This is a genomic window from Pseudoxanthomonas spadix BD-a59, assembly GCF_000233915.3.
Taxonomy (GTDB): Bacteria; Pseudomonadota; Gammaproteobacteria; order Xanthomonadales; family Xanthomonadaceae; genus Pseudoxanthomonas_A; species Pseudoxanthomonas_A spadix.
The window spans coordinates 1,405,792-1,431,736 of sequence record NC_016147.2; the positions used below are offsets into that span (position 1 = coordinate 1,405,792).

Annotated in this window: 20 protein-coding genes and 2 pseudogenes; 12 read left to right on the forward strand and 10 right to left on the reverse strand. The window is 68.6% G+C overall.

The annotated features are described in order from the left end of the window. The first annotated feature begins 230 nt into the window (after positions 1-230). Positions 231-836: a rhomboid family intramembrane serine protease gene (locus DSC_RS06320; RefSeq protein WP_014160310.1), complete on the forward strand. Its 606-nt coding sequence runs from the start codon at positions 231-233 to the stop codon at positions 834-836. A 274-nt stretch (positions 837-1,110) separates the two neighbouring features. Here DSC_RS06320 and DSC_RS06325 read toward each other — a convergent pair whose 3' ends face one another. After that, positions 1,111-1,311: a hypothetical protein gene (locus tag DSC_RS06325; protein WP_014160311.1), complete on the reverse strand. Its 201-nt coding sequence runs from the start codon at positions 1,309-1,311 to the stop codon at positions 1,111-1,113. A 197-nt stretch (positions 1,312-1,508) separates the two neighbouring features. Between DSC_RS06325 and DSC_RS06330 the strand changes: the two genes are divergently transcribed. From DSC_RS06330 to cfa, 3 genes are read left to right on the forward strand one after another with little or no spacing between them, the layout of a single operon-like run. Continuing rightward, complete coding sequence (locus tag DSC_RS06330; RefSeq protein ID WP_014160312.1) at positions 1,509-1,784, forward strand: GNAT family N-acetyltransferase; 276 nt, start codon at positions 1,509-1,511, stop codon at positions 1,782-1,784. A gap of 50 nt (positions 1,785-1,834) precedes the next feature. Then, a complete protein-coding gene (locus DSC_RS06335) occupies positions 1,835-2,671 on the forward strand; it encodes a DUF3298 and DUF4163 domain-containing protein (protein WP_014160313.1) in 837 nt (278 codons plus the stop codon). A gap of 1 nt (position 2,672) precedes the next feature. Further along, positions 2,673-3,827 carry a cyclopropane fatty acyl phospholipid synthase gene (gene cfa, locus DSC_RS06340; RefSeq protein WP_014160314.1) on the forward strand — a complete coding sequence of 385 codons (1,155 nt, stop codon included), beginning with the start codon at positions 2,673-2,675 and terminating at the stop codon, positions 3,825-3,827. 21 nt (positions 3,828-3,848) lie between these two features. Here the strand turns inward: cfa and DSC_RS06345 are convergent, their stop codons facing one another. Continuing rightward, on the reverse strand, positions 3,849-4,172 hold the full coding sequence (locus DSC_RS06345; protein WP_014160315.1) for a DUF3175 domain-containing protein: 324 nt from the start codon (positions 4,170-4,172) through the stop codon (positions 3,849-3,851). 241 nt (positions 4,173-4,413) lie between these two features. On the opposite strand from DSC_RS06345, the pseudogene DSC_RS06350 reads away from it, so the two are divergent. Both DSC_RS06350 and DSC_RS17535 read left to right on the forward strand, forming a co-directional pair. Continuing rightward, positions 4,414-7,845 (forward strand): annotated as a pseudogene (locus DSC_RS06350) (DEAD/DEAH box helicase); the annotation flags it as partial. A gap of 111 nt (positions 7,846-7,956) precedes the next feature. Next, positions 7,957-8,844, forward strand: a pseudogene (locus tag DSC_RS17535) (Lhr family helicase); the annotation flags it as partial. 825 nt (positions 8,845-9,669) lie between these two features. On the opposite strand, the gene mfd reads toward DSC_RS17535, so the two are convergent. From mfd to DSC_RS06365, 3 genes are all read right to left on the reverse strand, one after another. Beyond that, positions 9,670-13,248 carry a transcription-repair coupling factor gene (gene mfd, locus DSC_RS17540; protein ID WP_014160317.1) on the reverse strand — a complete coding sequence of 1,193 codons (3,579 nt, stop codon included), beginning with the start codon at positions 13,246-13,248 and terminating at the stop codon, positions 9,670-9,672. A 445-nt stretch (positions 13,249-13,693) separates the two neighbouring features. Continuing rightward, positions 13,694-14,278 (reverse strand): GNAT family N-acetyltransferase, encoded by a 585-nt coding sequence (locus DSC_RS06360; RefSeq protein WP_043290449.1) that lies wholly within the window; start codon positions 14,276-14,278, stop codon positions 13,694-13,696. Between the two features lie 89 nt (positions 14,279-14,367). Beyond that, a complete protein-coding gene (locus DSC_RS06365) occupies positions 14,368-15,225 on the reverse strand; it encodes a 23S rRNA (adenine(2030)-N(6))-methyltransferase RlmJ (RefSeq protein ID WP_014160319.1) in 858 nt (285 codons plus the stop codon). A gap of 36 nt (positions 15,226-15,261) precedes the next feature. On the opposite strand from DSC_RS06365, the gene creB reads away from it, so the two are divergent. Then, positions 15,262-15,945, forward strand: a complete 684-nt coding sequence (gene creB / locus DSC_RS06370; RefSeq protein WP_014160320.1) for a two-component system response regulator CreB — start codon at positions 15,262-15,264, stop codon at positions 15,943-15,945. Between the two features lie 3 nt (positions 15,946-15,948). Next, complete coding sequence (gene creC, locus DSC_RS06375) at positions 15,949-17,385, forward strand: two-component system sensor histidine kinase CreC (RefSeq protein ID WP_014160321.1); 1,437 nt, start codon at positions 15,949-15,951, stop codon at positions 17,383-17,385. A gap of 560 nt (positions 17,386-17,945) precedes the next feature. On the opposite strand, the gene aptA is transcribed toward creC, so the two are convergent. After that, positions 17,946-19,322, reverse strand: a complete 1,377-nt coding sequence (gene aptA / locus DSC_RS06380; protein ID WP_014160322.1) for an omega-aminotransferase AptA — start codon at positions 19,320-19,322, stop codon at positions 17,946-17,948. Between the two features lie 128 nt (positions 19,323-19,450). Here aptA and DSC_RS06385 point away from each other — a divergent pair, with 128 nt between their 5' ends. Together DSC_RS06385 and DSC_RS06390 are read left to right on the forward strand one after the other, a co-directional pair. Then, positions 19,451-19,999 (forward strand): cupin domain-containing protein, encoded by a 549-nt coding sequence (locus DSC_RS06385; protein ID WP_014160323.1) that lies wholly within the window; start codon positions 19,451-19,453, stop codon positions 19,997-19,999. 232 nt (positions 20,000-20,231) lie between these two features. Continuing rightward, positions 20,232-21,728 carry an aldehyde dehydrogenase gene (locus tag DSC_RS06390; RefSeq protein WP_014160324.1) on the forward strand — a complete coding sequence of 499 codons (1,497 nt, stop codon included), beginning with the start codon at positions 20,232-20,234 and terminating at the stop codon, positions 21,726-21,728. Positions 21,729-21,848: 120 nt separating this feature from the next. Here the strand turns inward: DSC_RS06390 and DSC_RS06395 are convergent, their stop codons facing one another. Together DSC_RS06395 and DSC_RS06400 are read right to left on the reverse strand one after the other, a co-directional pair. Beyond that, positions 21,849-22,277, reverse strand: coding sequence for a putative toxin-antitoxin system toxin component, PIN family (locus tag DSC_RS06395; protein WP_014160325.1), 429 nt, complete (start codon positions 22,275-22,277; stop codon positions 21,849-21,851). Continuing rightward, on the reverse strand, positions 22,277-22,495 hold the full coding sequence (locus DSC_RS06400; protein ID WP_014160326.1) for an AbrB/MazE/SpoVT family DNA-binding domain-containing protein: 219 nt from the start codon (positions 22,493-22,495) through the stop codon (positions 22,277-22,279). The genes DSC_RS06395 and DSC_RS06400 overlap by 1 nt, the downstream gene beginning before the upstream one ends. A gap of 207 nt (positions 22,496-22,702) precedes the next feature. Between DSC_RS06400 and dapA the strand changes: the two genes are divergently transcribed. Beyond that, positions 22,703-23,602, forward strand: coding sequence for a 4-hydroxy-tetrahydrodipicolinate synthase (dapA, locus tag DSC_RS06405; protein WP_014160327.1), 900 nt, complete (start codon positions 22,703-22,705; stop codon positions 23,600-23,602). Between the two features lie 146 nt (positions 23,603-23,748). Next, positions 23,749-25,050 carry an MFS transporter gene (locus DSC_RS06410; RefSeq protein ID WP_014160328.1) on the forward strand — a complete coding sequence of 434 codons (1,302 nt, stop codon included), beginning with the start codon at positions 23,749-23,751 and terminating at the stop codon, positions 25,048-25,050. A gap of 150 nt (positions 25,051-25,200) precedes the next feature. On the opposite strand, the gene DSC_RS06415 is transcribed toward DSC_RS06410, so the two are convergent. Both DSC_RS06415 and DSC_RS06420 read right to left on the reverse strand, forming a co-directional pair. Then, positions 25,201-25,566 (reverse strand): HepT-like ribonuclease domain-containing protein, encoded by a 366-nt coding sequence (locus DSC_RS06415; RefSeq protein ID WP_014160329.1) that lies wholly within the window; start codon positions 25,564-25,566, stop codon positions 25,201-25,203. Continuing rightward, positions 25,563-25,853 carry a nucleotidyltransferase family protein gene (locus tag DSC_RS06420; RefSeq protein ID WP_014160330.1) on the reverse strand — a complete coding sequence of 97 codons (291 nt, stop codon included), beginning with the start codon at positions 25,851-25,853 and terminating at the stop codon, positions 25,563-25,565. Before DSC_RS06420 ends, DSC_RS06415 begins: the two co-directional genes overlap by 4 nt. Positions 25,854-25,945: the final 92 nt, after the last annotated feature.

Genomic DNA, 25,945 nt, shown 5'->3' on the forward strand with positions numbered 1-25,945 from the left:
TGCCAGCCGATCAACAGCACATGGGCAAGCCACGGCATGACAGGATGGTCGGCCGGGCGCGGAAGGGGAATACGCCCGTCTGTCGTGTGGCTGCAAGGGCAACGAGGATGTCTGGCGCCGGATCGCCACGCGCTCGGCGCAAGCACCTGCTCTGGGACATCAGGCGAGCGATGCAGGACAATGCTCGGGTCGCCTGAGGCGGCGCTCCTCGTCCCGACCCCAGGATTTCGATGTTCACCCTGATCTTCATCGCCGTCACCGTCGTGGTGTCGCTGCTGGCCCTGAACAACCGCCGCATCGCCGACCGCCTGATCCTGTGGCCACCGGCCATCGCCAGGAACCATCAATACGATCGCCTGCTCACCCATGGCTTCATCCATGCCGACTTCATGCACCTGTTTTTCAACATGCTGACGCTGTTCTTCTTCGGCCGGCCGATCGAGGGCTTCATGGCCGAGCAGACCGGTGCGCTGTGGGTATTTCCGCTGTTCTACCTTTCGGCGCTGGTGGTGGCGATCCTGCCGACCTACCTCAAGCACCAGAAGGACCCCAACTACTTCAGCCTCGGTGCCTCCGGCGCGGTCTCGGCGGTGCTGTTCGCCTTCATCCTGCTGGCGCCGTGGTCGAGGATCGTGGTGTTCGTGTTCCCGATGCCGGCGATCGTCTTTGCCATCCTCTACGTCGCCTACAGCATCTGGATGGACCGCCGCGGCGGCGACCGGATCAACCACAGTGCGCACCTGTCCGGGGCGGCCTACGGAATCCTGTTCCTGATGATCATGCAGCCGCAGGTCCTGCAGCACTTCCTGTCCGAACTGAGCCGGCCGAGGTTCTAAACCGGTTGATGCAGCCGGCAACTGCTGAACTTGCAGGGCAACGCCTGCTGGATGTGAATGCCGTGCATGGGCCCGAAGGGCCGACTGAGAAAATCACAGGCAAAAAATCGCCTGGAGCGATTTTTGACGTTGCGCAGCAACGGCCCGAAGAGCCTGCCCCGGACTTGATCCGGGGGTGGCCGCCAGGGATGGTGGGCCACAAAAAAAGACGGGCGACCCCCGTCGCCCGTCGTGGCAATGTTGAAGCAGGTGTTGCTGCTGTATGCGCCTTCGGTCAGGAACCGGTGAACCGGCGCTTGCTTTTGTCAAACGAAGGAGGTTTGCCGGCGTAGGAGGACAGCAGGCGCTCGTACACGGCGTTGTTGAGGCGCTCGAACTCCCAATCCTTGGTATGGCCGGTGATGGCCAGCTGATACAGGCCTTCGAGCAAGGTAAAGTCGCTCGGCCCTTGCGACGGGTCTTCGATGTGGCTCATTGCACTGCCCCTGTCCAGATGATCTCGAGGTGTTTCACGCATCATCCGTGCCAATCGTCCAGGCGGCGTTGGCCACGGCTGCGAGCCCGCAATGCGCGGTTCCTGCCAAAAGGTGACGCGCTGGGTCCAACCCTGCCATCCACGCCGGACCGGCCAGGGCAGTGCCGGGATCGACACCCGCAACCGGAGAGATGCCCATGACCCAGCCTGTCCATCACCAGCCCCAGGCCAACCGCTTCGTCATCGACGCGGACGGACAGCAGGCCGTGCTCGATTACCAGCTGCAGGGCCACCGCATGGTCATCACCCACACCGGCGTGCCGACCGCCCTGCGCGGGCGCGGCCTGGCCGAAGCCCTGACCCGCGCCGCACTGGCCCATGCGCAGGACCAGGGGCTGAAAGTGACGCCGGCGTGTTCGTATGCAGCCAGTTTCCTGCAGCGCCATCCCGAATATGCGGCGCTGTCAAAATGAAACGCGCGGCGGCGGATGATGGGTACACTCGCGCCGTTCTCTGCCCGGAGATGTCCAGCGTGCGCTCTGCCAAGACCATCGCCAGTGTGACCGTGCTGACCATGTTGCTGGCTGCCTGCAACCGGGCACCGCCGCCCGCACCGGCCGCCAGCGCGCCGCCGGTTTCGGCGCCGGCCCAGGCGCCCGCGCCGGCACCGGCTTCCACCGTACTGACCGACGTGGCCGAGTCCGATCCGCGCTATGTGGTGGGCATCAGCTATCCGCCGCAGGCCAACCGGTACCCGGGCCTGGCCAAGGCGCTGGGCGACTACGCCGGCGCCGCCCGCGCCGGACTCATGCAGGCGGTCGAGGGCCTGGGCAGCGAGAAACCCCCCGCGCCCTATGAACTGTCGCTGGCGTTCGAAATGGTGGCCGAAACGCCCGAGGTGGTGTCGGTGGCGGCCGATGGCGGGCGCTACACCGGCGGCGCCCACGGCGAGCCGCTGGTGGCGCGTTTCACCTGGCTGCCCAGGCACGAAGCGATGCTGACCACCCAGGCGATGCTGCCTTCGCCCGAAGGCCTGCAGGCGGTCAGCAGCTACGTGCGCGAGCAGCTGCACACCAGCCTGTCGCTGCGCGCCGACGGTGAGGACATGGCACCGGAGGAGCGCGCCCGGATGCTGCAGTCGGGCACCAGCATGATCGACGCCGGCACCGGCCCGGAAGCGGCCAACTTCAGCCAGTTCCAGCCGGTGATGAACGCCGACGGCAAGATCGCCGCGGTCCGGTTCGTGTTCCCGCCCTATCAGGTGGGGTCCTATGCCGACGGCACCCAGACCGTCGATGTTCCGGCCCAGGTCCTGGGCCCCTACCTGGCACCGGCGTACGCCGATCTTTTCCTGAGGTGAAATGAAACAGTTCCAGGCACCGGCCACCACCGCCACCACCCGCGCCCCGCGCTTCCAGGCCCGCGTTGCCCGCCTGCTGAGTCAGGCCGATGTGCGCATCGGCGGCGACCGGCCCTGGGACTTGCAGGTCCATGATCCGGCGCTCTACGCGCGGCTCTTGAGCCAGGGATCGCTGGGGCTGGGCGAGGGCTACATGGACGGTCAGTGGGATGCCGTTTCGCTGGACCGGTTCCTGACCCGGCTGCTGGCCGCGCGCCTGGACGAGCAGGTCCACGGCATCGGCGAGATCTGGGACGCGCTGCGGGCGCGGCTGTTCAACGCGCAAACCCTGCGTGGCAGCCGCAAGGTCGGCGAACAGCACTACGATCTGGGCAACGACCTGTACGCGGCGATGCTGGGCCAGCGCCTGGTCTACAGCTGTGGCTACTGGCGCAATGCCGATACGCTCGATGCCGCACAGGAAGCCAAGCTGGACCTGGTCTGCCGCAAGCTGGGGCTCCGGCCCGGCATGCGCGTGCTGGACATCGGCTGCGGCTGGGGCGAGGCGCTCAAGTTTGCCGCGCAGCGCTATGGCGTCAGCGGGGTCGGGGTGACCATCTCCAGGGAGCAGGCCGAGTATGCGCGCCAGCTGTGCGCCGGCCTGCCGATCCAGATCGCGCTGCAGGATTACCGCACGGTGGAAGGTCCGTTCGACGCGGTGCTGTCGATCGGCATGTTCGAGCACGTGGGCGTGAAGAACTACCGCACCTATTTCCAGACGGTGCGGCGTGTGCTCAGCGAGCAGGGCCTGTTCCTGCTGCACAGCATCGGCACCAACGTCTCGCAGAACCGCACCGATCCGTGGATCGCGCGCTACATCTTTCCCAACTCGATGTTGCCTTCGCCGGTGCAGGTGACCCAGGCACTGGAGGGCCAGTTCGTGATCGAGGACTGGCACAATTTCGGCACCGACTACGACCGCACCCTGCAGGCCTGGCGCAGCAACATCGAAGCGGCATGGTCGCGGCTGTCGGCGCGCTACGATGAGCGCTTCCGCCGCATGTGGCGGTTTTATCTGGCCGCCTCGATGGCCACCTTCCGCAGCCGACGCTCGCAGCTGTGGCAGCTGGTGCTGTCCCCGCGCGGTGTGGTTGGCGGCTACATCGCGCCGCGCTGAAGGCACGGCGCGATGTGGCGCTCAAGCCGCCTTGCGCGGCTTGCCGTAGAGATCGCGCAGTTCGTCCTTGGCCCGTTCCAGGATCTCCCGCTGCTGCTGCGAGAGGTTCTTGCCGGCCCGGTTGATGTAGAACACCAGCATCGACATCGCCGAGCGGAACGGCGGCGCCTTGCGCCGGGTGCTGGATTCGGCCGAGTGCTTCAGCGAGCGGGCGATGGCGCGGGGGTCGTCCTGTTCGAACACGCCAGGGGCCAGATCCATGGCATCACTGGTCTCGGTGACCTGCTGCGACCAGCGGTGGTCTTGGTGCGCATCGTCATCATGTCCGTGCTTCAAGGCCATCATGGGTTTCGGTCCTCGTTCGCGCGCAATGCGGGGGAAAGTCTGCGCGGGCAATCAAGGACGCTATCGGTCCTGACGTAAAACAACTGCAAACCGGTTGTTGTGAAAACCTTCAGAGGCCGTGTACAGGTGCGGGCACCGTCCCACTTGGGGACCGGCCCGCGGTCACAACACCGCTGCATCGCGTATTGACCGCGCCCGGACGCGTCCCCATCTTGGGCACTTCATCCTCGCCGCGCTGTTCGTGCCGCCGCCCGTGGCCCATTCGTTCCATCCCGCCGTCCAGCGCTGGTTCGCCAGGACATTTGCCGCGCCCACCCCAGCGCAGGAACAGGCCTGGCCGGCGATCCAGTCCGGCCGCCACACCCTGGTCGCCGCGCCGACCGGCTCGGGCAAGACCCTGACCGCGTTCCTGGCTGCGCTGGACGCACTGGTGCGCGAAGGCCTGCAAGCCGGCGGCGTGCTGCCCGATGAAACCCGGGTGCTGTACGTCTCGCCGCTGAAGGCGCTGTCCAACGACATCCACCTGAACCTGGACGCACCGCTGGCCGGCATCCGCGCGCAACTGGCCCAGCTTGGCCTGCCCGACGTGGCCATCCGCACCGCCGTGCGCACCGGCGATACCCCGCAGCGCGAGCGCGCCGCCGCGCGCAAGCGGCCGCCGCACGTGCTGGTGACCACGCCCGAGTCGCTGTACGTGCTGCTGGGCAGCGACTCCGGCCGCGCCGCGCTGCGCCATGTGCGTACGGTGATCGTCGATGAGATCCATGCGCTGGCCGCCAATAAGCGCGGCAGCCACCTGGCGCTGACCCTGGAGCGCCTGGCCCACCTGTGCGAACGGCCGCCCACCCGCATCGGCCTGTCGGCCACCCAGAAGCCGATCGAGCAGGTCGCCCGCTTCCTGGTCGGCACGCGCCACGTGCACCAGGACACAGCGGACTGCGCGATCGTCGACATCGGCTACACCCGCCAGCGCGACCTGGCCCTGGAGCTGCCGCCCACGCCGCTGTCGGCGGTGATGTCCGGCGACCAGCTGCAGCAGGTGTTCGAACGCATCGCGCAGCTGGTGCGCGCGCACCGCACCACGCTGGTGTTCGTCAACACCCGGCGCATGGCCGAACGGGTGACCCGTCACCTGGGCGAACTGCTGGGCAATCAGGCCGTGGCCGCACACCACGGCAGCCTGGCGCGCGAGGCGCGGCTGCTGGCCGAACAGCGGCTCAAGGCCGGCCAGCTGCAGGTGCTGGTGGCCACCGCCTCGCTCGAGCTGGGCCTGGACATCGGCGAGGTCGACCTGGTCTGCCAGATCGGTTCGCCGCGCTCGATCGCCACTTTCCTGCAGCGCGCCGGGCGCTCGGGCCATGCGGTCGGCGGCACGCCCAAGGCGCGGCTGTTCCCACAGTCGCGCGATGAGCTGGTCGAATGCGCGGCGCTGCTCGATGCCATTGCCCGCGGCGAGCTGGACGCGCTGCACCTGCTCCAGGCCCCGCGCGATGTGCTGGCCCAGCAGATTGTGGCCGAGGTTGCCACGCAGGAGTGGGACGAGGATGCCTTGTTCAACCTGGTCCGCGGCGCCTGGCCATATGCACGTCTGGCCCGCGCGGACTTCGATGCGGTGGTGCGGATGCTGTCCGAAGGCTTCAGCACTCGTCACGGCCAGCGCGCCGGCTACCTGCATCGCGATGCGGTCCATGGCCGCCTGCGCCAGCGCCGCGGCGCGCGCATGACCGCCCTGACCAGCGGCGGCACGATTCCCGAGACCGGCGACTACGCGGTGGTGCTGGAGCCGCAGGCGCAGACCATCGGCACGGTCAACGAGGATTTCGCGGTGGAAAGCCTTGCAGGCGACGTGTTCCAGCTGGGCAACGCCAGTTACCGGATCCTGCGGGTGGAAGCCGGCCGCGTGCGCGTGGAAGACGCCCGTGGCGCGGCGCCCAACATCCCGTTCTGGCTCGGCGAGGCGCCCGGCCGCAGCGACGAACTCTCCCAGGCAGTCTCGCGCCTGCGCACCCAGGTGGCACAGGCCATCGAGCAGGGTGGCCGCGAGGCGGTGCAGCCGATGCTGATGCGCGCGCTTGCGCTGGATGCCGAGCCCGCCCGGCAGATCGCCGATTACCTGGGCAGCGCGAGGACCGCACTGGGCACCCTGCCGACCCAGCAGCAGCTGGTGATGGAGCGCTTCTTCGATGCCTCCGGCGGCACCCAGCTGGTGATCCACAGCCCGTATGGCAGCCGCCTCAACCGGGCCTGGGGCTTGGCCCTGCGCAAGCGCTTCTGCCGCACCTTCAATTTCGAACTGCAGGCCGCGGCCACCGAGGACGCCATCGTGCTGTCGCTGTCCACCAGCCACAGCTTCGCGCTGGAGGAGGTCTGGCATTACCTCAAGTCTGCCAGCGCGCTGGAGGTGCTGGTCCAGGCGCTGCTGGATGCGCCGCTGTTCGGCGTGCGCTGGCGCTGGAACGCGACCAACGCGCTGGCCCTGCCGCGCTTCAGCGGCGGCCGCAAGACCGCCCCGCAGCTGCAGCGGATGAAGTCCCAGGACCTGCTGGCCGCGGTGTTTCCCGACCAGCTCGCGTGCCTGGAGAACCTCGCCGGCGAACGCCAGATCCCCGACCATCCGCTGGTCGCCCAGACCCTGGAAGACTGCCTGCACCAGGCCATGGACGCCGACGGCTGGCTGGCCCTGCTGCGGCGCATGGAGGCAGGCGAGGTGAAGCTGCTGGCGCGCGATCTGGCCGCACCCTCGCCGCTGGCGGCCGAGGCCTTGAACGCCAAGCCCTATGCCTTTCTCGACGACGCGCCGCTGGAAGAGCGCCGCACCCAGGCGGTCCAGGCCCGCCGCTACAGCGATCCGGACAGTGCCGACGACCTGGGCCGGCTCGATCCGGAAGCGATCGCCGCGGTGCGCGCCGAAGCCTGGCCGCAGGTGCGCGATGCCGACGAGCTGCACGAGGCGCTGACCGGACTGGGCCTGCTGACCCCGGCCGAAGTCGCCGCCAACCCGGGCTGGGCCGCATGGCTGGCTGAACTGGCCGCTGCCGGCCGCGCGGCGCAGCTGGTCGATGCCGACCGAACGCCCGGGCTGTGGGTCGGGGCCGAGCGCCTGGCCCAGTTCGGCCCGCTGTATCCGGGCGCCAGGCCCGAGCCGCAGATCACCGTGCCGCGCGGCTATGCCGTGGCCGACTGGCAGCCGGAAACCGCATTGCGCGAGCTGCTGCGCGCACGCCTGTCCGGCTTCGGCCCAATGCCGGCCGCGCTGCTGGCAGCCGACCTGCAGCTGCCGCTGGCCCAAGTGCAGCTGGCCCTGCTGGCGCTGCAGGCCGAGGGCTTCGTCATCGCCGGTCGCTTCAGTCCTGGCGCAACGCAGGACGAGTGGTGCGAGCGCCACCTGCTGGCGCGCATCCACCGCTACACGCTGGGCCGGCTGCGCCGGGAGATCGAACCGGTGCCGGTGCGCGACTACGCGCGCTTCCTGTTCCAGTGGCAGCACCTGGATGCCGACAGCCGCGTGGCCGGGCCCGAAGCGCTGGCCGGCGTGCTGGCCCAGCTGGAAGGCTTCGAGGCGCAGGCCGCGGTGTGGGAAAGCGAGATCCTGTCGGCGCGCGTGCGCGACTACGCGCCGTCCTGGCTGGACGAGCTGTGCAGCGCCGGGCGCCTGCTGTGGACGCGGCTGCGGCCGCCGCCAGCGACCGCTTCACCCCCGATACCGTCATCCCCGCGCACGCGGCGGCCCAGCGCCTTGCGCTCGGCACCCAGCGATGCCATCGCCTCGCCGCCCGCACAGCCACCTTCGCGCGGCACCGTGGGTAACTCCCTGCGTTCGACCCCGATCCTGCTGCTGCCCCGGCGCAGCGCCGCGCACTGGACCCGGCTGGTGCCGGCCGGCGAGGGCCAGGCGGCGCTGGGCTCGCGCGCGCAGCGCGTGGCCGATTACCTGGCCGCGCACGGGGCCTCGTTCTTCGACGAGATCGCCGAGGGCGCGCGCCTGCTGTCCACCGAGCTGGAAGACGCGCTGTCCGAACTGGTCGCTCGCGGCCGCGCGCACTGCGACAGCTTCGGCGGCCTGCGCGCGCTGCTGGTGCCGGCGTCCAGGCGGCCTTCGGCGCTGTCGCGCAAGCGCCGGCGCGTGCCCTTGTTCGGCATCCAGGACACCGGCCGCTGGGCGCTGGTGCGTGCGCGCCAGGTGCCCGATGCCGATCAGGCCCAGGGCCGTGCGTTGATGGCCGAAGCGCGTGGCGAGTCGGTCGAACACATCGCCCGGATCGTGCTGCAGCGCTACGGCGTGATCGCCTGGCGCCTGCTGGAACGCGAGGCCGTCTGGCTGCCCCCCTGGCGCGAGCTGGTGCGGGTCTACCAGCGCCTGGAAGCGCGCGGCGAGATCCGCGGCGGCCGCTTCATCGACGGCCTGTCCGGCGAACAGTTCGCCCTGCCCGAGGCCATCGGCCTGCTGCGCCAGATACGCCATCGCCCGCACGACGGACGCCTGCTCAGCCTGTCGGCCTCGGACCCGGCCAACCTGCTGGGCAGCGTGCTGCCCGGCGAGCGGGTGGCGCGGGTGCCGGGCAACCGCGTGCTGTTCCGCGACGGCGTACCGATCGCGACCTGGGTCACCGAGCACTTCAACGCACTGGTCAGCCTGGACCCACAGACCCAGGCCGCTGCGCTGGCCGCCCTGAGCGGCCGCCAGGCCAGGCTGCAGGCGTCGATGGCGGGCTGATCCCGGCGGCCACTTCTCCCCGCAGGCGGGGGGGAGAAGAAGCTGCTTGTCCCTGTCAACGGCCAGGCGGGGCTGCTTTGCTCCCTCTCCTCCGCCTGCGGGGAGAGCTCGAAGTCGCGGCGAGCGACTGAGGGGGGTGATGGAGCTGGCGCCGGCGACGATCACGATCAACGGTCAGGCGGGGCTGTTTTGCTCCCTCTCCCCCCGCGAGCGGGGGAGAGGGCCGGGGGTGAGGGGGGCGCGAGCAAAGCGAGCGCGCTCTTGCGTCGTTTCACCGCATGTGAGGCAACAGCACACTCGCTGCGCTCGCCCCCTCATCGACCCTTCGGGCCACTTCTGCTTCGCACCCCGGCCCGCGCTAGCGGCGCGGGCGCTCCAAGGCACGCGCGCCAGTGGCGCGCAAGCCGTGCCTTCTCGCCCCGCAGGCGGGGGAGAAGAAGCTGCCAAACGCGATGTCCGCCGGCTGCGCTCGCCCCCTCATCGTCCCTTCGGGCCACTTCTGCTTCGCACCCCGGCCCGCGCTAGCGGCGCGGGCGCTCCAAGGCACGCGCGCCAGTGGCGCGCAAGCCGTGCCTTCTCGCCCCGCAGGCGGGGGAGAAGGAGCTGCCAAACGCGATGTCCGCCGGCTGCGCTCGCCCCCTCATCGACCCTTCGAGCCACTTCTGCTTCGCACCCCGGCCCGCGCTAGCGGCGCGGGCGCTCCAAGGCACGCGCGCCAGTGGCGCGCAAGCCGTGCCTTCTCGCCCCGCAGGCGGGGGAGAAGGAGCTGCCAGCGCTGCAGCTTCACGCCGCCGGCGCCAGGGCCGCGAGTAGTCCCTTGGCCGCGTTGAAGCGGTCGGCTGGCTCGGGCAGGGGCAGCTTGATCCTGAGCTTGTCCGGGCCGTCCATGACGTAGATTCGCGGCTGTTTCTGGATCATCTGGATCACGGTCATCGGGTCGACCTGGGGCTTGGCGTCGAACACGATGCGGCCGCCGTTCTCGCCCAGTTCCAGCTTGCGGATGCCCAGCGCGTCGGCGGTGAGTTTCAGCTCGGCGGTGGCGAACAGCGACTTGACCGGGTCGGGCAGCAGGCCGAAGCGGTCGATCATTTCCACCTGCAGTTCGCGCAGTTCGTGCACGTCCGGGGCGCTGGAGATGCGCTTGTACAGGGTCAGGCGGGTGTGCACGTCGGGCAGGTAATCTTCCGGGATCAGCGCGGGCACGTGCAGGCTGATCTCGGCCCCGCGCGCCTGGCCGGCATCCAGGTCGGGCAGCTGGCCCCTGCGGATCGAGCGCACCGCGCGCTCCAGCAGCTCGGTGTACAGGCTGAAGCCGATCTCGGCCATCTGCCCGCTCTGGTCCTCGCCCAGCAGCTCGCCGGCGCCGCGGATCTCCAGGTCATGGGTGGACAGCATGAAGCCGGCGCCCAGTTCGTCCATCGAGGCAATGGCTTCCAAGCGGCGGCGCGCATCATCGGTAAGCGAACGCATCTCCGGCGTGACCAGATACGCATAGGAGCGATGGTGCGAGCGACCCACCCGCCCGCGCAGCTGGTGCAGCTGGGCCAGGCCGAAGCGGTCGGCGCGATTGATGATGATGGTGTTGGCGTTGGGGATGTCGATGCCCGACTCGATGATGGTCGAGCACAGCAGCACGTTGAAGCGCTGCTTCTGGAAGCTCAGCATCACCTGCTCCAGCTCGCGCTCGGGCATCTGGCCGTGGGCCACGCCGATGCGCGCCTCGGGCACCATGACCTGCAGGTCGCGCTGCATGCGGCCGATGCTTTCCACGTCGTTGTGCAGGAAATACACCTGGCCGCCTCGGCTGAGCTCGCGCTGGAAGGCCTCGCGCAGCAGCGCCTCGTCCCACACGGTGACAAAGGTCTGCACCGCCATGCGGTTGGCCGGCGGGGTGGCGATGATCGACAGGTCGCGCAGGCCGGCCATGGCCATGTTGAGGGTGCGCGGGATCGGCGTGGCGGTGAGCGTGAGCAGGTGCACGTTGGCACGCAGGGCCTTGAGGGCCTCCTTCTGGCGCACGCCGAAGCGCTGTTCCTCATCGACGATGACCAGGCCCAGGTCCTTGAACTTCACATCCGGCTGCAGCAGCCGATGGGTGCCGACGATGACATCCAGCTCGCCCTCGGCCAGCTTGGCCAGCTCGGCCTTGATCTGCTTGGCCGACTTGAAGCGCGAGAGCACTTCAACGCGCAGCGGCCAGTCGGCGAAGCGGTCGCTGAAATTGCGGTAGTGCTGCTCGGCCAGCAGCGTGGTCGGCACCAGCACGGCCACCTGCTTGCCGGCGCTGGCCGCAGCGAACGCGGCGCGTACGGCGACCTCGGTCTTGCCGAAGCCCACGTCGCCGCAGACCACCCGGTCCATCGGCTGGCTGCTGGCCAGATCGCGCAGGACCGCGTCGATGGCGTGCAGCTGGTCGGGGGTTTCCTCGAACGGGAAGGTCGCCGCGAACGGCTCGTACATCGCCCGGTCCACGTCCAGCGCCAGGCCGGCGCGCGCCTGGCGGCGGGCCTGGATTTCCAGCAGTTCGGCGGCCACATCGCGCACCTTCTCCGCCGCCCGGCGCTTGGCCTTGGTCCAGGCTTCGCCACCGAGCGAATGCAGCGGCGCGGTTTCCACCGACGCGCCGGAATAGCGGCTGATCAGGTGCAGCTGGGCCACCGGCACGTACAGGCGGTCGCCCTTGGCGTATTCGATCTCCACGTATTCGGCCGGCATGCCGCCGGCTTCCAGCGTGACCAGGCCGCGGTAGCGACCCACGCCGTGGTCTTCGTGGACGATCGGCGCGCCTTCGGACAGCTCGCCCAGATCGCGGATGATCGCCTCGGGCTCCTTGCCGCTGCGGCGCCGGCGATGCGGCTGGTTGGCCCGCTCGGGGAACAGCTGGCGCTCGGTCAGCACCGCGATGGGCGGGGATTCCAGCGCAAAGCCGTCTTCCAGCGGCGCCACGGCGATGGCGAACCTGCCTTTGAGCCCCTCTCCCACCGGGAGCGGGGTGAGGGTGCGGGACGTGCGCGATGGTTCGGACGTTGCGGTCTTCGTCGTACCCTCATCCGACGCTTCGCGCCACCTTCTCCCGGAGGGAGAAGGGTTCAGAAAAGCATTGAAATCGGCCACCACTTCCGGCATCAGACCGGCCGACTGCATCACTTCCATCAGCGCTTCGCGGCGGCCGGCCGAGTCCGAGGCGATCAGCACCCGGCCCGGATAGTCCTGCAGGAAGGTCTTGAGCGCCTGTCCTGCCGGTGCATCGCGCGGGGCCAGCGGCAGCGGCGGCAGGGCGACATCGCCCAGCGGCGTGGCGTCCTCGAAACGCGGATGCGCCGGCCCGCACAGCTCGATGCGCGGCAGCCGGTTGAGCGCCTCACGCAGCGGATTGGGCCCCAGGTACAGTTCCTCGGGTGGCAGCACCGGGTGTTCGACATCGTGGCGGCGCTGCTCGTAACGCGCCTGCGCCTGCAGCCAGAACGCATCGCCATTGCTCAGTGCCACCTCGGCCAGCAGCGGCAGCGCCGTCTGGCCCAGGTAATCGAACAAGGTGGCGGTCTGCGCGTAGAACAGCGGCAGGTAGTACTCCACCCCGGCCGGGGCGATGCCGGATTTGAGGTCCTGGTAGAGCGCGCTCTTGCGCGTGTCCACGTCGAATCGCTCGCGCAGGGTGTTCATCGCCTGCTCGATGCTGCGCGGATCCAGCGGCACTTCGCGCCCGGGCAGGATGCGGATGGCCTCGGTCTTTTCCAGCGAGCGCTGGGTGTCCGGGTCGAAGGCGCGGATGGTGTCGATGGTCTCGTCGAACAACTCGATCCGCAGTGGCGCTTGCGCGCCCATCGGGAACACGTCCAGCAGCCCGCCGCGCACGGCGAAGTCGCCCGGGTCCTGCACCTGCGGCACGTTGCGGTAGCTGGCCGCCTCCAGGCGGCGCTTTTCCGCGTCCAAGTCCAACCGCTGGCCAACCTTGTAGTCGAAGCTGCTGCCGACCATGCGCGCCACTGGCGGCAGCCGCTGCATCAGGGTCTGGATCGGCACCACCACGATCCCGCGGCCCAGCGTGGGCAGGCGGTTCAGTGCCGACAGGCGCTGGGAAATGATGTCCGGGTGCGGGCTGAAACGGTCGTAGGGCAGGGTCTCCCAGTCCGGGAATGGCAGCACCGGCAGCTCCGGGTCCGGCCCCAGCAGGGTGTGCAGGTCCGATTCGAGCTGGCGCGCGGCCTGGTTGTCGGCGGCAATGGCCAACAGCGGACCGTCATGTGCGCGGGCGGCCTGGGCGATGTACCAAGCCAGCGCGGTCGGGGACGAAGGGGCGCGCCACCAGGCGCGCGATTGGCCGGCACGCGGCAGCGGCGGGGAGTGGGGGGACTTGCTCATCAGTCCGCCATTTTAGCGTGGCCAGCGCGCTGAACCGCGTCCGAGCGCGCCACCGGCGCGACGGGGCTTGGGCGTAGGAGCAACTGTCTTCTCAGGCGCCTGTCATTCTCCATTCAGTTTGGTCTCTGGCCATGGCGTTGAGGCGGGTGAGCAGCACCCGCATGCAGGCGGTGATGGCGACCTTCCGATCTACTGTTCGGGCTAGGGACGAGGTCGATGTGCGGCGGCCCGGGCTCCTACACGTGCTTGGCAACACTGCGCTCCATCGGCCTGCCGCACATCGCTCTCCACCCAAACTCTAGACCTTCGCGCAGACACAAGCGCACCTCAGGGCGCGATGGGGCTTTCCCGGTGAAGCCTCGCGCGGCCCTGCGGTCCGCTCCTACGGGGCGCAATCACAGGATAGGGCGAAGGAGGCTGCCCGGCCACGCAGGGCCGGAAACGGTCAGCGTGCCGGCACAAGATCCGGCTCGCCGGCCTTGCCGGCTGCGGTTCCAAGATCCAGCACAACCCGGGCCAGGCCGGGGGCGTCATGGGCTGGCAGCACGCGAAAGCCCAGCGACCTGACCAGCTGCAGCATCGGCTGGTTGTCGTCCAGGACTTCGCCGTGCAGCTGCTCCAGCTTGCGGCTGCGGGCCCACTTCACCAATCGGCGCATCAAGTGCCGGCCGACACCCTGGCCGACGATGAAACGGCTGACCAGGATCGCGTATTCGGCATGGCGCGCGCCGTCCAGGACCCGGGCCCTGGCCACCGCACCGACCAGCGCCTCACCCGGCGGCAGCGGCTCGGCGGCGACCAGGGCGAATTCGCTGCGCGGGTCCGGGCTGCACAGGCGTGCAGCCTGTTCCGCCGGAAGTTCGGCCATGGTCGTGAGAAATCGCCGGCGGATCTGCTCAGGCTCCAGCAGCAGAAAACCTCCGCGGATCGGGGCCGCATCCTCGTGCCGGATGGGGCGAATCAGCAGCTCCCGGCCATCTTGCAGCCGGAACTTCTCATGCCATGGCGGCAATCGCTTTTGCCCGCTCATGCAACCGATGCTGGCACGCATGAAGTGAAAGCCGGTTTGACATCCGCATTACAGGCGCGACAGCGCAACGTGGGGGCCGCGCGATGGCGTCATTCGGGTTGCTTGAGCCACTCCAGGCGGGTGGTGGCACCGGCCTGGCCCAGCAGGTTCTGCAGGATGGGCAGGGCCGGGGCGATGGCCTGCTCCAGCTGCCAGGGTGCGTTGATCATCAGCATGCCGCTGCCGGCCAAGCGCAGCGGTGAATCATCCGCGCGCACCTGCAGTTCGGCCAGCCAGATGGAGCGGGCCGGCAGCGCGGCGGCCTTGCGCAGGAACGGCAGCAGGGTGCGGCGCTGCTTGATCGGGTACCACACCGCCCAGGTGGCGTGGGGCCAGCGGCCCAGGCCTTCGCGCACGCTGGCGATGATCTGCCGGTACTCGGCGTCCTGCGTTTCGTAGGGCGGGTCGATCAGCACCAGGCCGCGGCCGAACCTGGTCTGGCCGATCCGCGGCGGCAGCAGCGCCTTGATCGCGCCGTAGCCATCGCGGGTATGCACGGCCACCCGGCTGTCGTGGTGGAACAGCTCGCGCAGGCGCTGGGCTTCCTCCGGCTGCAGCTCGCAGGCGGCCAGGCGGTCCTGCTGGCGCAGGTGCTGGGCGATCAGCAGCGGTGAGCCGGGGTAGGCCAGCAGCGCGCCGACCGGGTTGTGCGACTGCACCGCGCGCAGGTAGCGCTCGATGCTTTCGTGCAGGCGGGCCTGGCCGAACAGCTTGAAGACCCCTTCCTCGGCCTCGGCGGTCTTGCGGCTTTCGGCCGCAGCCAGCAGGTAATGGCCACGGCCGGCGTGGGTGTCCAGCACGAAATACGGGCTGTCCTTGCGCGCCAGCGCCTCCAGCAGGTTGACCAGCACCATGTGCTTGAGGACATCGGCGTGGTTGCCGGCGTGGAAGGCGTGGCGGTAATTCATCGCGTGCAGGATACAGAAAGGCCGCAGGGCGCCGTTATGCTGCGCGCCATGCCCAACGTGCTGGTTGTCGAAGACGAAGCCGCCATTGCCGACGCCGTGCTCTACGCGCTGCGCAGCGAAGGCCTGCAGGCCGAGCACGTGACGCTGGCGCGCCAGGTCGCCCCGCGGGTGCGTGCCGGCGGGGTGGACGTGGTGGTCCTGGATGTGGGCCTGCCTGACGGCAGTGGCCTGGATGTGTGCCGGCAGCTGCGCGCGTTTTCCGAGGTGCCGGTGCTGTTCCTGACCGCGCGCAACGAGGAGATCGATCGGGTGCTGGGGCTGGAACTGGGCGCGGACGACTACATCGCCAAGCCGTTCTCGCCACGCGAGCTGGTGGCGCGGGTGCGCGCGCGGCTGCGTCGCAGCATCGCGCAACCGGCACAAGGCCCGGCCCGCGGCGAGTTCAGCGTGGACCACGAGGGCCACCGGGTGCGCTTCCGCAACACGGTGCTGGACCTGACCCGCTATGAGTACGCGCTGCTGGCCGCGCTGCTGCAGCGCCCTGGCGCCATCCTCAGCCGCGCCCAGCTGATGGACCGCGGCTGGGACCGCGATGCCGACAGCGCCGACCGCACCGTCGATACCCACATCAAGACCTTGCGCGCCAAGCTGCGCGCGGCCGGCGCCGACCCCGACCCGGTGCGCACGCATCGCGGGATCGGCTATTCGCTGGAGCTGTAGGCCGTGCGGATCGGGGTGCGGCTGTTCCTCGGGTTCTTCCTGATCACCGGCCTGGCTGCGTTCTTTGTGATGCGGGTGTTCGTCAACGAGGTCAAGCCCGGCGTGCGCCAGGCGATGGAGTCCACCCTGGTCGATACCGCCAACGTGCTGGCGGTGATGGCGGCCGACGACCTGGCCGCCGGCCACATCGCCGATGGCCAGTTCGCGCGCGACCTGGAGGCCGCCGCCGAGCGCGAGGTGGATGCGCATATCTGGCAGATCCCCAAGAAGCGGGTCGACTACCGGGTCAGCATCACCGATGCGCAGGGCGTGGTGGTGTTCGATTCGCGCGGGCATGAGCTGGGCCGCGACAACTCGCGCTGGAACGATGTCTACCGCACCCTGCGCGGCCAGTACGGTGCGCGTTCCAGTCCCGAGTCGCCTGGCGATGAGGTGCACACGGTGATGCACGTGGCCGCGCCGATCCATGCGCCGGGCGTGACGCCGGCACGGCTGATCGGCGTGCTGACCCTGTCCCAGCCCAACCGCACCTTCGAGCCGTTCATCGCCGCCAGCCAGCAGAGCATCCTGCGCCGCGGCGGCTGGTTGATCGGGCTGTCGGCACTGATCGGCCTGGCGATGACCTGGTGGCTCTCGCGCGGCATCGGCCGCCTCAACCGCTACGCGCAGGCGGTCAGCGCCGGGCTGCCGGTGGCCCCGCCCAAGCCGCGTCGCGACGAGATCGGCGACCTGGGCCGGGCGCTGGAAACCATGCGCCGCAAGCTGGAAGGCAAGGACTACGTCGAGCAGTACGTGCAGTCGCTGACCCACGAGATGAAAAGCCCGCTGGCCGGCATCCGCGGCGCGGCCGAACTGCTGCAGGAGCCGCTGCCCGAGGCCGAGCGCCAGCGCTTTGCCCGCAACATCCTGGAGCAGCAGCAGCGCCTGACCGAGACCATCGACAAGCTGCTGGCGCTGGCCGAAGTGGAGCAGCACGGCTGGCTGCAGAGCCGCGAGCCGGTCGCGCTGCAGGACCTGTTTTCGCAGGCGACCGGGGCGGTGCGGACGCGACTGGATGCGGCCGATGTGCGCCTCGAGGTCCAGCTCGCCGATGGGCTGGCGGTGCACGGCGATGGCTTCCTGCTGCGCCAGGCGCTGTCCAACCTGCTGGACAACGCGATCGCGTTTTCGCCGCGTGGCGGACGGATCGTGCTGTCGGCCGTCGCCCAAGGCGATCAGGTGGAGATCAGCGTGCGCGATGACGGGCCGGGCGTACCGGATTACGCGCTGGAGCGGGTCTTCGAACGGTTCTATTCCCTGGCCGCGCCGGCAACCGGACAGCGGGGCACGGGCCTGGGATTGCCGTTCGTGCGGGAGGTCGCACGGCTGCATGGCGGCAGCGTGACGCTTGTGAATGCCGAGGGTGGGGCGTTGGCGGTGGTCGTGCTGCCGGTCGCTTGATCCTTCGGGATCTGATCGAAATTTCTGAAGCAAGGGCTTTCGCACCGCTTCGTGGCCCGCCCGCCCGCTTCGCGGGTCCGCGACGGGACGAGGGATTTTTGGATGGAACATCACTGTCAGTGCGAACATGCCGCACATGCTTGTGCGGTGCGCCGCGGGTCTGATGCTCGTCCTTGGCCGCGGCTCACCGAGGATTTCAGCGCGTAAGCAAAAAGCAGCCGCGCACGCCCGGCTGCTTCGGCTTCGGCTTCGGCTCTGGCTTTGGCTGTTGCCTGCTCTTGATCTTCAGCGCCTTCAAAGCGAGCCGAGCACCGCAGGCTGATCGGGTCGTAGAGGCGCCCTGTTTGAGCGTAGCGAGTTTGGGCGCCGTGCCCGATCAGACGAGGAGCACAGGGCACCGCCGCCAGAGCGGCGGCGAGTGTCAGGCGCAGGCGGTTTTGGCTACTTTTGCCAAGACAAAAGTAGCTCGCGCCGTCAGGCGCGAAAGCCTTTGATCTTGCCGTGCAAAAAAGAACAGGCCGTGATCGATTTCGATCCGTTGCAGGATTGGAAGAGCGGACTCAAGCCGTCGCCCGGATCACATCCCCCAGCACATTGAAGATCCGGTCAATGTGTTCCTTCTCGATGATCAGCGGCGGCGACAGCGCGATCACATCGCCGGTCACGCGGGTCAGCATCTGGCCGTCGTGGAAGGCGCGGTTGAACACCTCGAACCCGCGCGCGCCCGGCGCATCCGGGCGGGCCGCGAACTCGATCGCGCCGATCAGGCCGAAGTTGCGGATGTCGATCACGTTGGGCAGGCCCTTGAGCGAATGCAGGCCCTGCTGCCAGTAATGGCCCAGTTCGATCGCCTTTTCGAACAGGTTCTCCTCGGCGTAGGTGTCCAGGGTGGCCAGCGCAGCGGCGCAGGCCAGCGGATGGCCGGAGTAGGTGTAGCCGTGGAACAGGTCGATGGCGCTGTCCGGGCCCTGGGTGAACGCCTCGAAGATGTCCTCGGACACGAACACCGCGCCCATCGGTACGCAGCCGTTGGTGATGCCCTTGGCCGCGGTGATGATGTCCGGGGTGACGCCGAAACGCTGCGAGGCGAAGGCCTTGCCGACGCGGCCGAACCCGGTGATCACCTCGTCGAAGATCAGCACGATGCCGTGCTTGCTGCAGATCTCGCGGATGCGCCTGAGATACCCGTCCGGCGGCAGGATCACCCCGGCGCTGCCGGAGATCGGCTCGATGATCACCGCGGCGATGGTCGACGGATCGTGCAGGGTGATGACCCGTTCCAGTTCCTCGGCCCATTCCAGGCCGTGCGTCGGCAGGCCCTGCGAAAAGCCGTTGCGTTCGATGTCCAGGGTATGGCGCAGGTGGTCCACGCCGGGCAGGCCCGGGCCGAACCACTTGCGGTTGTTGGGCAGCCCGCCCACGGAAATGCCGCCAAAACCCACGCCGTGGTAGGCCTTCTCGCGGCCGATCAGGCGAAAACGCTGGCCCTCGCCGCGGGCGCGGTGGTAGGCCAGGGCGATCTTCAGTGCCGAATCCACCGACTCCGATCCGGAGTTGGTATAGAAGACGTGGTTGAGATTGCCCGGGGTCAGTTCGGCCAGGCGCTGGGCCAGCACGAACGGCAGCGGCGAGGACATCGAGAAGTTGGGCGCGAAATCCAGCGTGCCGATCTGCTGTCTGACCGCCTCGACGATGCGCGGCCGCGCGTGGCCGGCGTTGACGCACCACAGGCCGGCGCAGGCATCGAGGATCTGCCGGCCCTCGATGTCGGTGTAGTACATGCCCGCGGCGCTGGCCAGCAGGCGCGGGCTGGCCTTGAAGGCCTTGTTGGCGGTGAACGGCATCCAGAACGCCTCCATCGAGGCCGGCATCTGCATGCCCAGCTGTGCGTAATGGGCGGCGTAGCCGGCAGCGGGAGACGGGGAATCGGCGCTCATGCGGACCTCGGGGGATGGCGGACGCAGCTAGCCTATCGCGTTGAAAAAACTTTACAACCGAGCCGCAAAAAGGGCTCAATGCGGGCGGTAGTGTCAAGAATTTCGCAACGCGGCGGACGAGGAAGTCGATGGACATCGGGGCGCGACTGCAGCAGGTGCGCACTTCCAAACAGCTCAGCCAGCGCGAGCTGGCCAAGCGCGTGGGGGTCACCAACAGCACCATCTCGCTGATCGAGCAGAACAAGGTCAGCCCGTCGGTGAGTTCACTGAAGAAGGTGCTGGACGGGATCCCGATCTCGCTGGCCGATTTCTTCACCCTGGACCTGGAAGCCGGCTCGCCGGACAACCCGTTCTACGCGCTGGCCGACACCCCGGATGTGGGCAGCGACGGCGTCCATTATTTCCTGGTCGGCCAGCGCGTGGCCAAGCGCCAGATGTGCATCCTGCGCGAGGTCATGCCGCCGGGCACCGACACCGGCCAGACCATGCTGGCCCATGCCGGCGAGGAAGGCGGCGTGGTGGTGTCCGGCGAGGTGGAAGTCACCGTGGGCGATCAGGTGCGGGTGCTGCGCGCCGGCGAGGGCTATTACTTCGAAAGCCGGCTGCCGCACCGGTTCCGCAACCTGGGCGATGCCGAGGCCGTCATCGTCAGTGCCAACACGCCTGCCACCTTTTAGTACTTGGCTTTGAGCCCCTCTCCCGCCGGGACGGCAACCCCCTTCTTGGGGGAGGGGTGGGGTGAGGGTTCGGAACGAGCGATAGACCGCGCATGCCACGGTGAAGTCCGCCAGCACGGTGCGAATCGCCCGTCCCGCACCCTCATCCGCCCCTTCGGGGCACCTTCTCCCGATGGGAGAAGGAGAAAAGCAGTGTGCTGGCTTTCCTTAATTCTCTGCCCCTGGAATCCCCATGACCGCCACCTTCGAATCCCGCAAATCCCAGGCCGCCGCGCTGTCCATCGCCACCCAGGCCTTCATCGACGGTCAGTACGTGGACGCGGCCAGCGGCGCGACCTTCGACTGCATCAGCCCGATCGACGGGCGGGTGCTGGGGCAGGTGGCCGACTGCGGCCAGGCCGACATCGACAAGGCGGTGCGGGCGGCCCGGCGCAGCTTCGAGGCCGGGCACTGGGCCCAGACCGCACCGACCCATCGCAAGAAGGTCCTGCAGCGCTTTGCCGAGCTGGTGAACGCGCATGTCGACGAGCTGGCGCTGCTGGAATCGCTGGACATGGGCAAGCCGGTCGATGACGCGCTGGGCTACGACGTGCCGGCGACCGCCCGCTGCCTGGCCTGGACCGGCGAGGCGATCGACAAGGTCTACGGCGAAGTCGCCGCCACCGGGCCGGGCGAGCTGGGCCTGATCACCCGCGAGCCGCTGGGCGTGGTCGCGGCGATCGTGCCGTGGAACTTCCCGCTGGTGATGGCCGCCTGGAAGATCGCCCCGGCGCTGGCGATGGGCAATTCAGTGGTGCTCAAGCCGTCTGAAAAATCGCCGCTGAGCGCGCTGCGCCTGGCCGCACTGGCGATGGAAGCGGGCATTCCGCCCGGGGTGTTCAACGTGGTGCCGGGCTTCGGCAAGACCGCCGGCGAGCCGCTGGCCCTGCACATGGATGTCGACGGGCTGGTGTTCACCGGCTCGACCGCCGTGGGCAAGCGCCTGCTGCAGTGCGCGGGGCTGTCCAACATGAAACGCGCCTACATGGAATGCGGCGGCAAGAGCCCGAACATCGTCTTTGCCGATGCGCCGGACCTGGACAAGGCCGCGCAGGTCGCGGCTTCGGCGATCTTCTACAACCAGGGCCAGGTGTGCACCGCCGCTTCGCGGCTGCTGGTGGAGGAATCGATCCACGCGCAGTTCGTCGAGCGGGTGGTCGCGGCCGGCCGCAAGCTGCAGCCGCAGCATCCGTTCACCCCTGGCGCGGCGATGGGGGCGATGGTCGATGCCGGCCAGGTCGAGCGGGTCATGGGCTACATCGCCAAGGGTCAGCAAGAAGGCGCGCGCCTGGTGCTGGGCGGCCGCCAGGCCAGCGTGGTGGAAGGCGGCTGCTATATCGAACCGACCATCTTCGACGGCGTCCAGCACGGCCAGACGATCAGCCGCGAGGAGATCTTCGGGCCGGTGCTGTCGGTGATCGGCTTCAGCGACGAGGCCCAGGCGATCCGGTTCGCCAACGACAGCGAGTACGGCCTGGCCGCGGCGGTATGGACCGGCGACATCGCCCGCGCCCATCGGGTGACCCGCAAGCTGCGCGCCGGCAGCGTGTGGGTCAACTACTGGGACGGCGGCGACATGACCGCCCCGTTCGGCGGCTACAAGCAGTCCGGCAATGGCCGCGACAAGTCGCTGCACGCCTTCGACAAGTACACCGAGCTCAAGGCCACCTGGATCAACCTGGAGGGTTGAAAGCCAGGCGCGCAGGCCACTTTCCGCGCGCGCCGCGCCAGGTTTGGACTGGTGCCTGCTGCGCGCGGCCGGTGCGGTCGGTGTCGTTGCATTGCCCGGACACGGCGGTATCGATTTACATCATGCCTGCCGCGCCGCGAACGCTTCTGCGGTCATGATCAAGTCGGGAAAAACCTCTCGCATGGCAAGAATGTCCGCATCGCCGGTGATCAACGCATCGGCCTTGCCGACATGCGCGAGCACCAGGAACACCTGGTCCTTCTCGTCGCGGCAGGCTGGCAGGTCTGGCCATGGTGCCGGCAGTTCCACCACCTCGGCGTAGGGCAGAAAGTCCGCCAGCAACTCCTGTTGCTCCAATGCCGAGAGCTTCAACTTGGGATAGGCCAGGACGCGCAGGAGTTCACCGGCCGTCTCCCGGCAGACCAGCGGCTGCAACTGCTGGCGCTGCCAGGCCTGTCGAATCCAGGCCTGTCGAATCCAGGCCAGAGGTCCGGCACTGAAGATCAGCGCCGAGAGCACGATGTTGGTGTCCAGGACGACCCTGCGCATCAGCGCCGCGCCCAGGCCACCGCATCCTCGACGTCCTGCTCGGTGATCCCGAGTTGTTCCAGCTTCTCACGCACGGCCTGGGCATTCTGGACCCGCACCGGCGTCAGGACGATCCGGCCGCCCTCGACGGTCACCTCGAAGTACTCGGCAGCATCCACGCTGGAGACAGCCGCCTTGGGCAGCGTGATCTGATTTTTCGACGTGAGCTTGGCAAGCATGGAAGCCTCCTGTAGGTTTCAAAGGAAATCTTACTTCCTTACTTCATTCCAAGCAAACACGCCTTGGGCGCCAAAAGGTCAGCCCCGGCGTCCATCAGCGATCCAGCCGCAGTGGCCCGGCATTGACCGGGCAAGGCAGGCGCGCGATGGCGCGCCGCGGCGTTTAGAATTGGCGTTCTTTCTTTCCCAGCACCCCTGATCGCCTTCATGACCACTTCCCACGCCCCCCTGCGCGGTAGCATCGTCGCGCTCGTCACCCCCATGCACCAGGACGGCAGCGTCGACTACGCCGCCCTGCGCAAACTGGTGGACTGGCACGTGGCCGAAGGCACCGACTGCATCGGCGTGGTCGGCACCACCGGCGAGTCGCCCACGGTCAACGTGGACGAACACTGCCAGATCATCCGGGTCGCGGTCGAACAGGCCGCCGGCCGGGTGCCGGTGATGGCCGGCTGCGGCGGCAATTCCACCGCCGAGGCGATCGCACTGGCCCGGTTTGCGCGCGAAGTCGGCGCCGACAGCCAGCTGCAGGTGGTGCCCTACTACAACAAGCCCGGCCAGGAAGGGCAGTACCGCCACTTCGCCGCCATTGCCGAGGCCACCGGCGATCTGCCGATCGTGCTCTACAACGTGCCCGGCCGGACCGTGGCCGACCTGCAGCACGACACCGTGCTGCGCCTGGCCCAGGTGCCGGGCATCGTCGGCATCAAGGAAGCCACCGGCAACATCGAACGGGCGCAGTGGCTGATCCGCGAGGCGCCGCCGGGGTTTTCGATCTACTCCGGCGACGATGCCACCGCCGTGGCGCTGATGCTGTGCGGCGGCCACGGCAACGTCAGCGTGACCGCCAACGTCGCCCCGCGCCTGATGCACGAGCTGTGCATGGCCGCGCTGGCCGGCGATGTCGCCACCGCGATGTCGATCCAGCTGCGCCTGCTGCCGCTGCACAGGCAGCTGTTCGTCGAATCCAACCCGATCCCGGTCAAGTGGGCGGTCTCGCGCCTGGGCCGGTGCGGCGGCACCCTGCGCCTGCCGCTGACCGAGCTGGAGCCGGGCAACCAGGCCCGGGTGGAAGCGGCCCTGCGCGGAGCGGGCCTGCTGGCATAAGCCAGCGAGCCGGCCCATCAGCGCCCGGCCTGCGCCGCGCTGTCCGGGCGCAGCCCCATGACGCGCGGCGCACCGGCGCGCGGGCGGCCTGCCGGCACCGCATGCTGCCGAAGCGTCAGACGTGACAGAATTCGCCGGATTGGTTCATGGAACAGACCCTGAAGATGGCCGCCGTCCCCACCACCGCCCCTGTCAATTCGCCTGCCCGCGTGCTGCTGGCCAGCCTGATGGGCACCACCATCGAGTTCTTCGACTTCTACATCTACGCCACCGCCGCGGTGCTGGTGTTCCCGAAGCTGTTCTTCCCGCAGGGCGATCCGGTCGCCGCGCAGCTGGCTTCGCTTGCGACCTTTGCGGTGGCCTTTGTGGCGCGGCCGTTCGGCTCGGCGCTGTTTGGCCACTTCGGTGACCGCATCGGGCGCAAGGCCACGCTGGTGGCTGCGCTGCTGACCATGGGCATCTCCACCGTGGTGATCGGCCTGCTGCCCACCTACGGGACCATCGGCGTGATCGCGCCGGCGCTGCTGACCCTGTGCCGCTTTGGCCAGGGCATTGGCCTGGGCGGCGAATGGGGCGGGGCGGTGCTGCTGGCCACCGAAAACGCACCGCCAGGCAAGCGCGGCTGGTACGGCATGTTCCCGCAGCTGGGCGCGCCGCTGGGCTTTCTGCTGTCGGCGGCGACCTTCCTGATCATGGGCGCCACGCTGAGCCCGGAGCAGTTCATCGGCTGGGGCTGGCGGGTGCCGTTCATCGCCTCGGCGCTGCTGGTGATCATCGGCCTGTGGGTGCGCCTGAGCATCAACGAGACCCCCGCCTTCCAGCAGGCGATCGAATGCAACGTGCGCCTGCGGGTGCCGTTTCGCGCGGTGTTCTCCCAGCACCTGGGGCCGCTGGTCCTGGGCACCCTGGGCGCGTTGGCGACCTTCGTGCTGTTCTACATCATGACCGTGTTCGCGCTGGGCTACGGCACCGGCATCCTCGGCTACAGCCGTCAGCAATTCCTGCTGCTGCAGATGGTGGCCATGCTGTTCTTCGCCGCGGGCATCCCGCTCTCGGCGCTGTACGGTGACCGCACCACCGCACGCGGGGCGATGCTGGTGGCCAGCGTCGGCATCCTGGTGTTTGGCCAGCTGTTCGGCCCGCTGTTCCAGGCCGGGCATGTGGTCCAGGTGGCGATCTTCCTGTGCATCGGTTTGTTCATCATGGGCTGGACCTACGGCCCGGTCGGCACCCTGCTGGCCGAGGTCTACCCGACCGAAGTGCGCTACACCGGCTCGTCGCTGTCGTTCAACCTGGCCAGCGTGCTGGGCGCGGCGCCGGCGCCGTACGTGGCCACCTGGCTTGCGAGCAACTACGGCGTGCAGATGGTGGGTTACTACCTCAGCGCCGCCGCCCTGGTCACGATCCTGGCGCTGCTGGCGGTGCAGCGCCACGCCAGCGTCAAGTAGGAGTCAGCTCACGAAATTCGTTCAAACGCATGCCGAAACCGCCCGTGCTCTTCAATCAACCCCAGTGCAACGCGCGGGCCGGGTGCGTCGACGAATTTGCAGATCCAACGCCGTGAAGGGTCAGCACGAGCAAAGCAGGCATGGGACGACTCATGGGTGAGAAGCGTCGTCGTTGTTGCGCACGGTGCCCAGTAACTGCAACAAGTTGGGGAGCGCGGTTTGCACCGTCTCCCACACCACGTCGAGGTTGATGTCGAAGTAGCCGTGGGCGATGCGGTTGCGCATGCCACGCATACTCCGCCACGGCACGTCGGGATGGGCCTGGGTGAACTCGGCGTAGCCATCCATCACCTTGGTGGCGGCCTCACCGATGACGATGAGGCTCATGACGACCGCCTGCTGGGTGCGCTTGTCGGCAAGGAAGTCGCCCTTGCTCAAACCGTCCACAAATCCGCACGCGTCGGCCGCCGCCTGCCGCATATGGTTCAGGTAGTCGGCCAGGCGGCGATCGCTCATACGGGCTGCGCTTCGGCGAGCACCTGCGCACGGAACGACGCTGGAAGATCACTCGGCGTCAGCAGATCGACGGAGATGCCGAGCAAGGCTTCCAGCTCGACCTGCAAACCGCCGAGGTCGAACAGCGTTGCGCCGGGCAGCGCGTCGACCAGCAGATCCAGGTCGCTGCCCTCCTGATCCGTGCCACGCAGCACGGAACCGAAGATGCGCGGGTTCGCCGTACGAAAACGGCTTGCTGCTTCGCGGACGGCACTTCGCTTGAGATCGAGCACGATCGACGGGCGCATCCGGCATTCTCCTTTATCGAAACTCATGGTTACGGTAGTCGTGCATGAATAGGGTTTCAAGAACTGTTGTGCTACCCGCGCCGTCCCGGTTT